This is a genomic window from Gimesia alba (genome assembly GCF_007744675.1).
GTDB classification, from domain to species: Bacteria; Planctomycetota; Planctomycetia; order Planctomycetales; family Planctomycetaceae; genus Gimesia; species Gimesia alba.
The window spans coordinates 3,279,239-3,295,152 of the sequence record NZ_CP036269.1 but is presented as its reverse complement, the minus strand read 5'-3'; the positions used below and the strand labels follow the sequence as shown (position 1 = coordinate 3,295,152).

The following is a 15,914-nucleotide window of genomic DNA, read 5'->3' as shown; positions in this document are numbered from 1 at the left end:
GTAAAGACAAAGAGGAAGAGACCGTAAGTCACTTATAAGAAAGATTTTATCAACAACCACTTATATATGGTCAGTCAATACATTCCCCCTAATTGTAAGCATTCTCCCCTGAGTCACTATCGTCATTTCTGTCTGACCCGCTTGAGCGTGTGATACCTTTAGATCTAGAAGGGAGGGGAATCCTCTTGATGTACCTACCCATCGAAATCACAGACGAACACCTGAAAGATCCCTGCAAATTTAACAAAAAGTCATGAGTAGATTCGAGGATGGGTGATGCAACCTCGACATTATTAAGAACATTCAATTATTAAGAAGTTAAACGAGACTCTGCGTTCGGTTGTGTGGCTGTCCTGAGACTATTACAATCCACCCCGATTGAAAGCTCAGCGGCAGTCTCAACCAGATCCACAAGGAATTGTTTTCCAACGTGACTGCCGTTAACAATAAACATCTATTTTTTATTTGAACTAAGGAGTTAGTCTCGTGCCCGTAAAGGTTGGTATCAATGGTTTTGGACGCATCGGCCGGATTACATTCAGAGCGCTTGCAGCGCGACCGGATGAATTTGAAGTAGTCGCCATCAACGACTTGGGAGATCCCAAAAAACTGGCTTTGCTCTTAAAATATGACAGTGTCCAGGGGCGTTTCCCCGGAACAGTCGACGTTGACGGAAGTGACCTGATTGTCAATGGGAAAAAAGTCCGCGTCTGTGCAGAACGTGACCCTCGCGAACTCCCCTGGAAAGAACTGGGAGTGGAAGTGGCACTGGAATCAACCGGATTCTTCACCAAACGAGAAGCAGATGGTAACCCCGGCTACGACAGCCACTTGACAGCAGGTGCGCGGAAAGTCGTGATTTCTGCTCCAGCAAAAGACACACCAGACATGACTGTTGTCTTCGGTGTGAACGATGACCAGCTGACAGCAGATCACAAATGTGTCTCGAACGCCAGTTGTACGACAAACTGCCTGGCTCCCATGGCTAAAGTCATCCATGAAAACTTCGGTATTGAACATGGTTTGATGACGACAGTCCACGCTTACACCAACGACCAGAGAGTCTCAGATCAGCTTCACGCAGATCCACTTCGTGCACGAGCTGCTGCGATCAACATCATCCCAACTACGACAGGCGCTGCAAAAGCAGTTGGCCTGGTTTTACCTGATCTGAATGGTAAGTTGACTGGATTGAGTCTTCGTGTTCCCGTTCCGGTTGGCAGTATTACTGACCTGGTCGTGAACCTCAGCAAAGATGTCACAGCCGAGGACGTCAATGCCGCCATGAAGGCTGCAGCAGAAGGCCCTCTCAAGGGAATTCTTGAGTATAATACCGATCCGATTGTCTCCAGCGATATCGTTGGAAATACGCATAGCTCGATCTTTGACTCCAGTTGGACCACAGTGATAGGTGGAAATATGCTCAAAGTCTTGAGCTGGTACGATAACGAATACGGTTATTCAAATCGAACCGCTGACATGATCGCTCGTCTGGCGCAACTATAGTCTATAGAAGGGCTTTAATGCATTCAAAAGCCATAGAGCAAACTGAGAATTCAGCCGAGATGGAAGACATCTCGGCTGTTTTTCAACCCGACAGGCACTAATCATTAGGACATGCGTTTTGACTTTCGACTAGACGTTGCTCAACAAGATCGTCAAAATAGCCCGCTTATAATAAAATCGACGTCTCCTCTCACATTTGAAACCCAATGATCAAATCGATCTCATGATTCAAAGAACTTGCTTTTGGCTTTGAATTGTATATTATTCCTGAATTCTATGATAAACCAAAAACTTCAGAGTAAATTGAATACATCTTCGCCAGTCATTGCTCCGTCGATGCTGAAGTGTGACTTCGGTAATCTTCACCGGGAAGTTGAATTATTGGAGGCGGCTGAAGCCTCAGTGCTTCATTGGGATGTGATGGACGGGCACTTCGTCCCCAATCTCTCATATGGAGCACTGCTGATCGAACGAGTCAGACCTCTGACGAAAATGTTCTTCGATGCCCATTTAATGGTCAGCAATCCGGCAAAGTATATCGATGAGTATATCAAAGCAGGCTGCGATTCGATCACAGTCCATATCGAAGCCGTACCTGATCCTCAAGACATCTTGGATCACATGAAAAAATCGGGAGTCGTGCCAGGATTAGCGATCAGCCCCAAAACTCCCGTCGAGATGATTGAACCGTACCTTGAATCCTGTGGCCTGATTCTGGTGATGAGTGTCGAACCAGGCTTTGGCGGTCAGTCATTCATGGAATCAAGCTTACCTAAAATCAAACAATTGAAAACGATGATTTCCAAAGAAACCATTCTTTCTGTTGATGGTGGAATTGGTACAGAAACAATTGCTGAAGCAGCCGCTGCTGGTGCAAACTATTTTGTTGTCGGCAGCGCACTATTCAGCCAGGCAGATTATTCGATTGCTGTAAACAACCTGGTTGAAAAGGCGAAGAGCCAAACAGCTTCCTTAACATAAAAGAGATTTGAAACAATGCCCACTGTGGTACTTATCCGTCCTGGTTGTACAGACTTTGATAAATATGAACGAATTCAGGGAACCCTGGATCTTCCCTTGAACGAAGAAGGGGAAGCCCAAGTCAAAGATCTGCTGCCCAAGATCGAAAATTCCGGTATTGAAACAATCATCACATCATCTTCAGAGCCTGCGCGTTCCACAGCCGAACAACTCGGCGAAAACCTCGGCGTACCAGTCAAAGAAAAAGAGGGGCTGAAGAATCTCAACCAAGGGCTTTGGCAGGGGCTGGAATACGAAGAAGTACGCCGTAAATACCCCAAACTCCTAAAACAGTGGACTGAATCACCTGAAACAGTCTGCCCTCCTGAAGGGGAGCTTGCTTCAGAAGCAGTCAAACGCGTTGAGAAAACACTGCAGAAGTACTTGAAAAAGAAACAAAACTTTGCAATCGTTGCCTCCGAGCCACTGGCCACGATTATTTCCTGCTTGTTGAGAAATGAGCAAAAAGAAAGAATTTCGTTTGAGCACAGCGGTCGCTTTTGTCAGAATGAAATGTTTGAAATTCTTGAGTCACCTCCGAAAAAAAGTGATTCAAAACAGGTAAATTCTGACGATCAATCTGAAAAGAAGGATTCGCAACAAGATCAGGGAAGCCATGACGAAAAATGGCGGTTCGAGGAGGCTAAGTAAAATGAGTTCTGCCCCTAAGTCTAATGTTGATTCATGGTTAAGCCATTCATCTTCACGCCCGAAGCGCGGCGTTCCGGAAGGGCTCTGGTTACGCTGCACTGAATGCAATGCAACGGTTTTCAGAAAACAGGTCGAGCAGGGGTTAGGACTTTGCCCTGAATGTGACCACCATTTTTATATTTCCGCCCAAACCCGGATTCAACAGCTGTTAGACCCTGATAGTTTTGAAGAATGGTTTCCTGATCTAACGGCAGGTGACCCCCTGGAATTTGCAGATAAGAATAAAACCTACAAAGACCGCATTATCCTTGAACAAAAGAAAACCGGCATGAAAGACGCCTGTGTCGTCGGACGGGGATATATGCGGGGGCGCCCCCTGGTTGTGGGCATCACCGATTCTTCGTTCATTATGGGCAGCATGGGCTCCGTTGTCGGCGAAAAACTAACACGCGCCATTGAACAGGCCACCGAGCTCAAACTCCCGCTGATTATCATCAGCGGTTCAGGAGGTGGTGCTCGAATGCATGAAGGTATTTTCTCCTTAATGCAGATGGGAAAAGTCTCTGCTGCCTTAGGACGCTACCATGAAAAAGGGGGCCTGTTTATCTCTGTTTTAACTAACCCGACCATGGGAGGCGTGGCGGCCAGTTTCGCTTCACTGGGTGATATTGTTGTTGCTGAGCCGAAGGCACTGATCGGATTCGCCGGACCGCGCGTCGTTGAGGCCACGATCAAAATGCCTCTGCCCGAAGGATTCCAGACCAGCGAATTTCTGCTGGAACATGGATTTGTCGATCGAATTATTCCCAGACCCAAACTGCGATCGGAATTAGCACGCCTGATTGACTACTGTGTTTGATTCCCCCGAAATGTGAACTGATTTTGAAATCGACGATTCCACCTCTCATGCACCCAGGTGAAGTTTCGCCTGCAGAATCAAAAGCTTTGGGTAGTAACGCTTTGCGTATCTCCGTTAAGACAATTATACTATCGGGAGCGGGCTGGTTATTTTTCTACTAAGCTGGGAATTCGGATTTGCTCTGAATTCACCCTTTGCTTTCTGGTGAATGCATGAACTTTCTAAAGCGTTTCTTTTCAAAACAGCCCCGCATTCCTCGCGTGAATATCAAACAGCGTTTTGAGCTGATCGGACGCGTGGGTCAGGGAAGCATGTCCAAGGTCTGGCGTGCCCGCGACTACAATACAGGCAAGATCGTGGCCCTCAAAGTCCTGCATAAAGAAAAAACAGAGGAACTCGAAGCACGTTTTGTCGGTCTCGATAAACCCAAGGAAGGCGAAATTGCTGTGCAATTTCATCATCCAAATATCGTCAAAACCTTTGAGCATGGCATCACAACTGAGAACGAACAATTTCTGGTAATGGAATTTATTGAAGGCTACAGCCTCAGCTATCTCGTCGAAGCCCAAAATGAGGATATGCGAACGAATTGCCTGAAGTACATGATCCAGCTGGGTGAGGCAATTCACTATTTCCATCAGGAAAACTGGATTCACCGTGATATCTGTCCGCGCAATATCATGGTCGATAATGAGCATCAATTGAAGCTAATCGACTTTGGCCTGGTTGTCCCTAATACAGCAGCCTTTCTGCAACCAGGAAATCGAACAGGGACAGCCGCCTATATGGCACCGGAACTGATTAAACGCCAGAAGACAAGCCAGAAGATCGACATCTTTTCCTATTCCGTTACCTGCTATGAGATGCTGACCAAACGATTGCCCTGGGAAGCAGCAGAAACTCTGGATGCCGTCCTGCAGCACATCAACACGCCACCCGAAAATATTCAAAAGCTGTTGCCTGATCTGAATCCTCAGGTAGCAGAAGCGATCATGAAAGGCCTTGAGCTCTATCCACAAGATCGCTGGCAAACAATGGAAGCAATGCTCGAACCTCTCAAGCAGGCTTATAAAACAAATCGCCAGCAGTTGAGGGATTCAAAATCGAAACCATCGGCGAAAATGCAGACAGCAGGACCCAAAACAGCTGCTGTGCCTCCGATGAAAAAAACGGCTGACGACCAGACCGCATTACAGGCTAAACGACCTCCGCATGCGAAAAAGAAAATCAAAAAAAACGATGCTCAGGACGCTCCTTTAAAAAAAGAGAGTCCCTCAAAGAAAAAACCTACTCCAAAACCCAAACGCAAGAATCCGGATGAGAATCCCTGAATTCAACTCATCTGAACTGAATCATCTTTCGATGATATAGATTTCGTCTTCGTTTCATCTTTCGAAAATTGACCAGGTTTCATGCCCCTTTCTACCAGTGCGAATCAATCGAGCCACCTCTCATCACTCAACCCGGCTCAGCGTGAAGCGGCCTCGACCCTCAAAGGCCCACTCCTGGTATTAGCAGGCGCTGGTACCGGAAAAACCAGAGTGATCACCTATCGCATGGTCGAACTCATTCGGCAAGGAGTCCCTCCCAATAAAATCCTGTCTGTGACATTCACGAATAAAGCAGCCAAAGAGATGCAGGAGCGGATGAATCTCTTACTGGGGAAACGGCTGCCTGCGAAACCGTTTATCTCAACATTCCATTCACTCTGCGTGCGAGTTTTACGAGAAGAGATCTCAGTCTTGGGATATCCCGAGAAATTTGTGATTTATGATCGCGGCGACCAGGAATCGGCAGCGCGCTCTGCACTCCGTGATATTCGTGTGAATGATAAAAGCCTGCGGCCGGGCGATTTGTTGAATCGTATCAGCAGCTGGAAGATGGCAAACGTGACGCCGGAACAGGCCACCAATCACACGGAAAATGATTTTGACTTTCTCGCTGCGATGGCATATCGAAAATACCAGACCAAATTACGATCCAGTGGTGCAGTGGATTTTGATGATTTATTAATGCTGACCAATGAACTGTTTTCGATTTCCCCCGAGGCACTGGAACGCACCCAAAGCAAGTTTGACTATATCCAGATTGATGAATACCAGGATACCAACCTCTCCCAATTTAATCTGATTCGTGCACTGGTCAAACCACATCAGAATCTGTGCGTGGTCGGCGACGACGATCAGTCCATTTATGGTTGGCGCGGCGCGGAAGTGCGGCACATCCTCGGATTCCAACAGCAATTCCCCGGTGCCAAAGTAGTGCGGCTTGAGAGTAATTACCGCTGCACAGACAAAATCATTGATATGGCCAACCGACTCGTGGCACACAATCGCGATCGACACAAAAAGCAATTGATTGCACACAAGAAAATGGGGTCGCCCGTTCGATTCCTGGAACTGCCTGACGAATTAACTGAAGCGGAAAAAATTGTCGGCGAAATCAGATATTTGCACGAAGCGCAAGAAGTCCCCCTTCGCGATTTTGCGATCTTGTTCCGGACCAATGAACAACCTCGTGTGTTTGAAACGGAATTACGTCGCACGAATGTCCGCTATCAACTGATCGGCAGCCAGTCATTTTTTGATCGCCGTGAAATCCGTGATTTACTGGCCTATCTCAAGACCCTGGCATTTCCCCATGATGAACTGTCTATGCTGCGGATCATCAATACACCGACCAGGGGCATTGGTAACAGTACCGTCGAAAAACTGGTCAATCAGTCCGTCAAAGCAGGGGATCGCTTCTGGGAAACGGTGGCTGAAGCTCAAAGTACCAACGAGCTAAGTGCACGCGCCAGTTCTGCGCTCAACGGATTCCACGATTTGCTCAAACGCTATCGAGCACGCCTCGAACGTTCTCCACATGATCTTGCCCGTATCATGCACGACTTGATCAAGGAGATCGATTATGAATCGGAAATCAAGAAACAATATAAAACTTCTGAACAACAACAGTCCCGCATTGTGGTCCTTGAACAATTTATCGAATCCATTAATGAATACTGCCAACGTTCCAAGAACCCTACACCGATCGGTTTTCTGGAAGAGACTGCACTGGGAGATCGGGACGACTTGAATGAAAAAGAAGATCAACTGGCACAAGATGCCGTCAAGCTAATGACACTGCATAGCGCGAAAGGACTGGAATTCCCGCGTGTCTATTTAGTTGGTATGGAAGAAGGCCTGTTGCCACATAAACGCTCTGTTGAGGGAACAGATAGCGAAATTGCAGAAGAAAGACGAATTGCTTATGTCGGCATTACCCGAGCAGAGGACTACCTGACTTTAAGTCGTGCTGTCACACGCACAAAATGGGGAAAAAAACAACCCACACTTCCTTCACGCTTCCTGTTTGAAATGCGCAAGACAGATGAAGATTAGCCTTTCATTCTTCCCCTTATTCATCACATTCTTCACCGGCGCGCTTACACTTCATTAACTGCTGATTATAGTAACCGATTGTTTCCTTACGGTTCAGCATCCCCAGTAGAATTCCTGGATCTTGCTCATCGACGACGGGTAACACCTCAACGTTGATTGAAGTAAAACGCTGCATCACTGTATTCAAATCGTCATCCGGACTGACTTTGACAAAATCAGACTGCATAATATCACGCGCCACGGCCAGCTTCCAGATGGTCTCATCATACAGGTAAGCGCGAACATCATCTTCCGAAAAGATGCCGATAATTCTTTCAGTATCATCTACAACAGGGAAGTAATGCTGCTGAGTTCCTGCCAGCGAATGCACGATTTCATCCAATGATTTCGATTCATGGATCAGTTGAATTTTTCTCTCCGGATCAAACACGTCAGAAACCCGACTACCCTCAAGCACATCAACCAGAAAATCTCCACGATGCGCAGGAGATTCGAGGCGGCTGGGATACTGTTTCTGATACAGGTGCACTTTTTGACACAGCACAAAACAGAGCGTTGAGGCCAGCATGGTTGGCAGTAACAACGAGTAATTCCCGGTAATTTCTGAAACCATAATAATAGTCGAAATCGGCGCGTGTGCGGCTCCGGCAAAAAAGCCAGCCATCCCCACCAGCCCATATGCCTCCGGCTGAGTGACAAGTTCAGGCCAAAGCTGCTGTAAAATTCGCCCTGTCGCAGTACCAACACAGCCGCCAATCACCATTGATGGGCCAAACACACCACCAGAACCACCAGAAGCAATCGTAAACGAGGTCGTAAATACTTTGACAAATGCAATCGTAAGGAGTAGTGGGATACTGAGACCAGCCGCCGAAGTCAACGCATCCTGTAGAACTCCATAGCCGGTTGACATGACTGATAATGCACGTATATCTTTTTCAAAAAGAAAATACATGCCAATTCCCACTAGCCCCGTCAGCAAGGCACCAATCGCAGGTCGGAACATCGGCTTGACCGGCAATGATTTAAAGATGCGATTGGTCCCGTAAAAGGTCTTCACATAAAAGATGGCAGCCAAACTCAGAACGATTGATAAAATCGTATAGGGAATCAATTCCCCATGCGAATCGACCGTGTGATGCAAACTGTCTCCAAACAGTGGCATAAATCGCAGATGTTGAGGAAGCGAAAGACAATAAACAGAGTAAGCGATGATCGAAGACATCGCCGCCGGGACAATGACATCCGATTCAAAATCAGCATTGCTGTAGAGAATCTCTGCGGCAAATAAAGCGCCCGCCAGCGGGGCACGAAAAATCCCACCAATTCCAGCCCCCACTCCTGCAGCAAGCATGATTCTTCGATCACGGGCCGAAAGCTTTAATAAACCTGCTACCCAGGATCCAAAGCCAGCACCAATCTGCGCAATCGGACCTTCACGTCCACCGGAACCTCCAGTTCCTAAAGTCAGGGCAGATGCAATGGTTTTAATAATGGGCACGCGCGGCTGAATAATGCCACGCTTGTTATGAAATGCGTCAATAGCTGCATCGGTCCCATGACCTTCTGCTTCGGGCGCGAAATTATAGACAATCAAGCCTGAAGCCAGCCCGCCAGCTGTAACCACGACTAACATCAACCAAGGTGAAACGTGAGTTACCTTGTCTGAATCTTCATAAATGGAATGCTCACCTACCGTTTGCGGGTGATCAAAACCAGCGATCGAAACCAGTGTATTATGCTGGACGACTTGAGTTAACACATCAAACACAATGGCGCCCAAGCCAGCAACGACGCCAATCAAAACGGAAAGCACAAACCATTTACTATTCGTTTTCAGATCGAATGATGTCAGAAATTGACCAAATGTTTTAAAGTAAGTCATCTTAAAATGTAACAATCTGGAAGGTGGTTAGAAATTCGCCTGTATGCCAGAAGAACAATCTGCACGTTTGATTTACATCGGAGGCAATGATTGCTATTTCTTTATCAAATACACTCTGACAAATTCCAGGTAGGAGACTTGGAAGGACCACTGGAGTATGTCATACTTTAACTGGTTTTAACCGATTTGCATCTCCTTTTCGATGTCTATTCGATGTATATTAATTGAGTCAGAGTGGAAAATCCCCAGTTTTATTTAGGTATTGAGACTTCGGCGCATCGTGGGTCCATCGCGGTCTATCGTCCCCAGCAGCAAATTGTGCAGATTGATTTGCAACAACAGGGGAGAAAGCATGCGCAAACTCTGGTTGCTGAAGTAAAAAAACTGCTGGACGAACTCCAAATATCGCCAAGTCAAATCACAGGAATCGGAGTCAGCCGCGGCCCCGGCAGCTTTACGGGCCTGAGAATCGGCACAACGTTCGCAAAAACCTTCGGCTACGTCACAAACTGCCCCGTATTGGGAATCGATACGTTTGAAGCGATTGCCCTCAACAGCCCACCCGAGATTCAGGAAACCTATGTGATCTCCAATGCACAACGGGGAGACCTGTTTGTTGGCAAATATGTCAAACTTTCAGACAATCAATGGCAACAAACTTCGGAAATCAGCTTACATGAAATGACTGATTTTTGTCGTTCCCTCACTCCTGGCGAGGCAATTTCAGGCCCTGGAATCGAACTGCTTGAAACCACATCCTTAAGCGAAGTGCAGCTTCTGGAACCAGAATATCGCTTCCCCGTTGCTGCCAAAATCGCTGAAATCACGGGAAGAATTCATCAAAACAGCCCGCCTGAGCAACACGAATCTCTCAATGAAACCTGGAATCTGACTCCCTTTTATCTGCGTAAAAGTGCTGCGGAAGAAAAATGGGACGCACAGCATCAGAACCAGACAGATTGATCCAGAACATTTCTTATTCAGATCTTTCCCTTCGTGAGTGGCGAGGGAGGAGGAAATCAATTCAGAAATCTGGATTTGTTATTTTCTCGAAACAATTCCAAGAAGACACTCTCACCCGGAATCCAGCTTGGCTATAATACTGGTCTGGGAAATATTCGATTTCAGACTCCTGCGTTTATGAACTGCCGCGACAAATTCGAAAGAGTCCTGTTATTCGTCGTCGTTCGTCAGATTTTCACTTTTCCATTGTTCAGACTGGAGTTGAATTATGGCTCTTTATGAGATTGAAACAAACGCACATATCATGGTGGGCTGGGCTAATACTCAAGAGGAAGCAGAACATGCTGCTCAAGAAAATTACCCTGAGGATGAAATCCTGAGAGTCACACGTCGTCCGCGCGACATGTGGGTCATTTCAAAACGTCTGCTGGGCATCGAAGGGCATACCGAGCCCTGCGATATGGCACGCGAATGTCTGTTCAAGGCTTCCGGTGACAAAGTGCACGCGATCCGGCTTTATATGCGCGATACAGGTGCCGACTTACACGAGGCCCAACTCGCAATCGAAACCAATATGTCAGTTGGCTGGTAATCAAAACTAAGACAACATCAGACCACGACCATAGCACTCACAGAACGACTTCTATCCGATGATCATACAGGGAACGCTCGTCAGTTCTTCAGGCACATTCAAAAGCCAGATTCGAGTCGACGGTAATTTTATTGTCGATGTAGGCACCAACTTGGGCCAGGCAGATATCACATTTTCTGATGATTGTCTGATCTTCGCCGGCATGGGTGATATTCATATCCATGCCCGCGATGATGTGAGTGAGTCCCAAACTTACAAAGAAGATTTTTGCACCGCAGGTGCTGCCGCCATCAATGGCGGGGTTGTCCATGTCGCCGACATGCCGAACAATCCGGTCCCACCGATCACAGATGAAAGCTACCTCGAAAAAGCCCGACATCTGGAAAAACGCAACCCACCAATTCATTTCACGCTGTATGCGGGCATCGGACCGGGAACCCGTCCACTTACATTTGCTGTCCCTTATAAAGCATACATGGGCCCCAGTGTAGGAGACCTGTTTTTCAAAACACTGGAGCAGCTCGACGAAACACTCTCACATTATCGTGGTTGCAACGTCAGTTTTCACTGTGAAGATCCGATCTTGCTGGAAGAACACGCTGATGCAGCCACACATGAAGCGAAAAGGCCGACAGAGTGTGAGATCTCGGCTACACGTTTTGCCCTGCAGATGATCGAAAAATATGACCTCAAAGGCAAGCTCTGCCACTATTCGGTAGGGGAAGGCTTGCCACTCATTCGGGAAGCCAGAAGCCGTGGAGTGAAGGTTACCTGTGAAGTCACTCCCCATCATCTCTACTTCGACCAGAGCGATCTGACGGATGAGAATCGGGGGAAAATGCAAATGAATCCGCCTTTGCGAACCATCTCAGACCGTCAAGCCATGTTGGCGGCACTCCGCGAGGGCACACTTGATTATCTTGCCACCGATCATGCACCGCATACGCTGGAAGAAAACGAGCAGGGGATCTCTGGACAACCGCATCTGGATACCTTCGGCGCGTTTGTCACCTGGCTGATTCTGGATCAAAAATTTACCCCCGAACAGGCCGCTCTGTTTTGCTCAGAAAACCCGGGCGATTTTGTAAATCCATATATCTCGCCTAAGAAATTCGGCAAAATTGAGCCCGGCTATACTGCCAGTCTGACCGTCCTCAATCTGAAACAGCCAGTCACGATCAAGCGAGAAGACCTGAAAACTAAATGCGGCTGGTCTCCCTTTGAAGGGATTACGTTTCCGGGTTCCGTGGAAGCGGTATTCATAGAAGGTCGTCAGGTCCGCTAAATATTCCAGCAACCTTAATGTCGACTGCAAATCGCATTCGCCAAAACTTCAAGTGAGTTCTGCCTTTGCTACATCGAAAAAGCGGGAGCCGATCTTTTGATCAACTCCCGCCTCGATGATTCTCTATTGAATCGTTCTTTGACCGCAGTCAAACGAGTCGCTTAGCTGCTGACACTCGCCTGTTTTTCACTTTGCTGAGTGGCACGCGCCGTCGCACTTCCAGGACGATTCATCAGCCAGAGCAGAACAGGGCTGGCAATGTAGATCGAACTGTAAGTACCAACAAACACACCCAGAACTAGACAGTAGGCAAATCCATGAATTCCCTCACCACCGATGGCATACAGGATCAAGACTACAATCAGAGTCGTAATCGATGTCAGCAAGGTTCGTGAGAGGGTCTGGTTCAAACTCTCATTGACCATTGTCGTGGTCAGAGCCGGGTTCTTCCCTCGTACTTCGCGAATCCGGTCGAAGACAACAATCGTATCATTCAACGAATAACCGACAATCGTCAGGAAGGCCGCAATCATCGGCAGGTTGATCTTAAAATCATTCAGCCCCAGCACAAGTCCTAAACCGGTATTACTTAAATAGGCTCCCAACGCAACCAACCCCAGCACCACGAGAACGTCGTGAACCAGAGCAGCAACAGCAGCCAAACCAAAGGTAATTCTCTGGAATCGGAACCAGACATAAGCCACAATCGCGATTAAACTGATCAACATAGCTAGTAAAGCAGATTCCTGCATTTCACTGGCGACTGAGCTGTCAAAGCTGTTTACCTCGTCCAGAATTGCCGTCGTCTCCATCACAGCCTGCATCGAAGCAAGTGCTATCTTTAAATCATCTACCAGAAGATCTGGCCCGGCTTGCATTTTCATCTTTTTATAGCGATTCGACTCTTTAGATTCGGCATCTGCACCTTCTTTGTCGGCAGTGATGCCTGTCAAATGAAAGTCGGGAATGCGATCGTATTTGGGAGTCTTATCTGCATTCTTGATTTCTGCAATGGCTTCTTTCAGATAATTATCAACAGTAGAAGGTTTCACTTCACTACTGAAAGTCAGTTCCACTTCGGCACCAGCGGGAGAATCCTCGCTACCTGTAAGCGGCTTGACCTCACCATATTCCATGGTTACTTTTCGTAACTTATGAGCAGAATCCTTGAAAGCCAGATTCAACTTTTCTCGAATGGAATCAGCGGCTTTGGCTTCCTCTTCCCCTTTATCCGCATCGTTCATTGTAGTACGCAAACGGAAAAAACGCCCCTCAGAAGCAGGATCGTTGGAAAGCTGTAATTGCTCAAGAGTAATACTGTTGCCAAACTCGCCTTGTAATAATCCACGAACATCGTCGATCTCTTGTTGATCTTCGAATTCAAATGTAACCATCGTTCCACCGGTAAAATCGATATCCAGATTCTTTTCACCACGTGTAACGACAACCCCCATTCCAATCACAATCAGTGCAATGGAGAATGTAGCAGCCACCATTTTTTTACCGATGAAATCGATACTGGTGCTGCCGACGATACTCATCATCTTCAGATCGCTGATCCAGCGTTTGCGTTCGAAAATATCAAAAATGATGCGTCCCACATACAATGCGGTAAACATACTCATCACAATCCCGATGAAGAGCGTAACGGCAAACCCACGTACCTGATCGGTCCCAATAATATACAACACGACGGCAACAATCAGCGTCGTCAGGTTCGCGTCCACGATCGTCGTGAATGCTCGTGAAAAACCGTTGTTAATGGCCATCCTTAAACTGGAACCACGAGCTTTCTCTTCACGAATTCGCTCAAAGATCAACACGTTCGCATCGACGGCCATACCAATCGTTAACACCAGACCGGCCAAACCGGGCAGGGTAAATGTTGCATTGATGAACGACATCGTTCCCATCACCAGCAACAGGTTCAGAGTCAAACAGATATTGGCGACCAGACCGGAAAAACGATAGTAGATCAGCATGAACAGAATAACGGTGATCGCCGCAATCACGATTGCCCGCTTCCCTTTTTCCTGAACATCGCTCCCCAGTAGCGGACTGATGGAAAATTCAGAGACAGGCTCCGGCTTCAAGGGAACCTCTAATGCACCAGCATTCAAAACATTTAACAAGTCAGAAATTTCTTTCTGAGTGAACCGCCCTGTAATTTGTCCTTCGGCACCAATCGTCGTAATCAAGCGTGGTGCGGAATGCACTTTGCCATCCAGTAACACAGCCAAGTGTCGGTGAAATCCGTCTTTACTGGGGCGATTTTTTGAGGTGAGCTGGCTAAACAATGTGCCGCCTCGGGCATTGAATGTAAACGCTACGGCAGGAGAGCCGTTCTGGTCTGTCGACTGTCGGGCACGCACCAGATATTTACCGGTGACCTTTCGCTCTGGATTCGGTTCAATAATCACCAGAACCTCTTCCCCCTGAGTTCCATCTTCGCGTGTGAATGGCCGCGAAACCATCTGGTCTTCGGTATAAGAATCATCGCCGTTGACTTCGCGCCAACTGGCAATCACACGGCCTTCGCCGTCCCGAATATCTTTTCCGGGGCTTTCCAAGGCACGATTGACGATCGTGGCATGATCGCGACGATTTGCCACAATATCAAATTCCAGACTTCCCAGACGGGTAATCAGAGACTTAATGCGTTGAACATCATCACTGTCTGCTCCGGGAACGATCACTTCGATCCGGTTCTGACCGACTTTGCGAACCGTCACTTCTTCCGTTCCGGAAGGATTGATTCGGCGGCCAATCGCGCCGACCATCTGATCCATCACTTCGTTGGAAAGCTCTTTTTCACTTCGGCCTTCATCAACTTCGAATACCATGTTTGAACCACCGGCCAAGTCAATACCGAGACGAATGGCATTCCGCCAGTCGTGTCCGTTGGCAATCTGCCAGGCAAAGGGGGTCGAAGCAATCACGGCGGTGAATAACACCAGACCAATTTTGCGTGAAAAGTCTTTGAGCTTGAGAGCACGAGCAATGACGACTCCCAGAACAAATGGTAATACGAATACGATTACAAGTACGAGAAGAATACTCCCCCCGGAAACCTGTGATGTCGTCTTTTCAGTCACTTCTGCAGCGAGCAATGCTGCTGAGTGGAAATCAATCCCTGTCATTCAATTAGTCCCGAAACTATTCTGTTTGTATGGGCCGATTCATTCGGCAATGAAGATTTAAACTGACACATTGGTGTCAGATACTGATTCTCAGAGAATTTTTAGAAACTAGCTGGTCGATTCTTTGTTTTCTTCCTGATAAAGCCCCTGGATGGCACTTCGTCTCATCTTAATCCGGGAGTTATCATCGATTTTCAATGTTACTTCCTGCTCTTTTTCCGAGATGTTGGCAATCGTGCCAATGATCCCGCCGATGGTCACGACCCGATCATTTTTCTTGAGTTCGCCAAGGGCTTTCTCACGACGGGCCCGTTCTTTTTGCTGGGGGCGAAACATAATGAAATAAAAGAAAATGACGATCGCAATGATCGGCAGAAATTGAAAAATCGGTGAAGGAGCAGGACCCTCTTTTACAGGTGCTTCATCAGCCAAAAAATATAGTGTGGTCAATAGAATGTTCATTAAAATTTTTTCCAAGGGCTGTAAAGCCATCCCCTTAAAGTAATAATCTCTAACTACTTAGGAGAACGAAATTCCCGATCACGTATGCCCGTACTCAGATGCAATTCCGCATCTGAAGACTCTGCAAACGAATCTGAATTGGCCCAAACCTAAACAATTTCAGGAGTT

The 15,914-nt window shown here is 47.3% G+C and carries 12 protein-coding genes; 9 read left to right on the top strand and 3 right to left on the bottom strand.

The features are described from left to right. Positions 1–486 precede the first annotated feature (486 nt). The 6 genes from gap to Pan241w_RS12265 all read left to right on the top strand — a co-directional run bounded on the left by gap (position 487) and on the right by Pan241w_RS12265 (position 7,419). A complete protein-coding gene (gene gap, locus Pan241w_RS12290; RefSeq protein WP_145215816.1) occupies positions 487–1,506 on the top strand; it encodes a type I glyceraldehyde-3-phosphate dehydrogenase in 1,020 nt (339 codons plus the stop codon). Positions 1,507–1,782: 276 nt separating this feature from the next. Further along, positions 1,783–2,487, top strand: coding sequence for a ribulose-phosphate 3-epimerase (gene rpe / locus Pan241w_RS12285; protein ID WP_145215813.1), 705 nt, complete (start codon positions 1,783–1,785; stop codon positions 2,485–2,487). A 15-nt stretch (positions 2,488–2,502) separates the two neighbouring features. Further along, a complete protein-coding gene (locus tag Pan241w_RS12280; protein WP_145215810.1) occupies positions 2,503–3,177 on the top strand; it encodes a histidine phosphatase family protein in 675 nt (224 codons plus the stop codon). 1 nt (position 3,178) lies between these two features. Further along, a complete protein-coding gene (accD, locus tag Pan241w_RS12275) occupies positions 3,179–4,036 on the top strand; it encodes an acetyl-CoA carboxylase, carboxyltransferase subunit beta (RefSeq protein ID WP_145215807.1) in 858 nt (285 codons plus the stop codon). 212 nt (positions 4,037–4,248) lie between these two features. Further along, a complete protein-coding gene (locus Pan241w_RS12270; RefSeq protein ID WP_198000483.1) occupies positions 4,249–5,367 on the top strand; it encodes a serine/threonine protein kinase in 1,119 nt (372 codons plus the stop codon). Between the two features lie 81 nt (positions 5,368–5,448). After that, positions 5,449–7,419 carry an ATP-dependent helicase gene (locus Pan241w_RS12265; RefSeq protein ID WP_145215801.1) on the top strand — a complete coding sequence of 657 codons (1,971 nt, stop codon included), beginning with the start codon at positions 5,449–5,451 and terminating at the stop codon, positions 7,417–7,419. Positions 7,420–7,435: 16 nt separating this feature from the next. Here Pan241w_RS12265 and Pan241w_RS12260 read toward each other — a convergent pair whose 3' ends face one another. Beyond that, positions 7,436–9,304 carry a chloride channel protein gene (locus Pan241w_RS12260; RefSeq protein ID WP_145215798.1) on the bottom strand — a complete coding sequence of 623 codons (1,869 nt, stop codon included), beginning with the start codon at positions 9,302–9,304 and terminating at the stop codon, positions 7,436–7,438. A 234-nt stretch (positions 9,305–9,538) separates the two neighbouring features. On the opposite strand from Pan241w_RS12260, the gene tsaB reads away from it, so the two are divergent. From tsaB to Pan241w_RS12245, 3 genes are all read left to right on the top strand, one after another. Beyond that, positions 9,539–10,267 (top strand): tRNA (adenosine(37)-N6)-threonylcarbamoyltransferase complex dimerization subunit type 1 TsaB, encoded by a 729-nt coding sequence (gene tsaB / locus Pan241w_RS12255; protein WP_145215795.1) that lies wholly within the window; start codon positions 9,539–9,541, stop codon positions 10,265–10,267. Positions 10,268–10,535: 268 nt separating this feature from the next. Continuing rightward, positions 10,536–10,859, top strand: a complete 324-nt coding sequence (locus tag Pan241w_RS12250; RefSeq protein WP_145215792.1) for a DUF6793 family protein — start codon at positions 10,536–10,538, stop codon at positions 10,857–10,859. A gap of 58 nt (positions 10,860–10,917) precedes the next feature. Further along, positions 10,918–12,144 (top strand): amidohydrolase family protein, encoded by a 1,227-nt coding sequence (locus tag Pan241w_RS12245; RefSeq protein ID WP_145215789.1) that lies wholly within the window; start codon positions 10,918–10,920, stop codon positions 12,142–12,144. Between the two features lie 161 nt (positions 12,145–12,305). On the opposite strand, the gene secD is transcribed toward Pan241w_RS12245, so the two are convergent. Next, positions 12,306–15,284 carry a protein translocase subunit SecD gene (secD, locus tag Pan241w_RS12240; protein ID WP_145215786.1) on the bottom strand — a complete coding sequence of 993 codons (2,979 nt, stop codon included), beginning with the start codon at positions 15,282–15,284 and terminating at the stop codon, positions 12,306–12,308. 108 nt (positions 15,285–15,392) lie between these two features. Continuing rightward, the gene (gene yajC / locus Pan241w_RS12235; RefSeq protein WP_145215783.1) at positions 15,393–15,746 is read right to left on the bottom strand and encodes a preprotein translocase subunit YajC; all 354 of its coding nucleotides are present in this window, start codon (positions 15,744–15,746) and stop codon (positions 15,393–15,395) included. Positions 15,747–15,914: the final 168 nt, after the last annotated feature.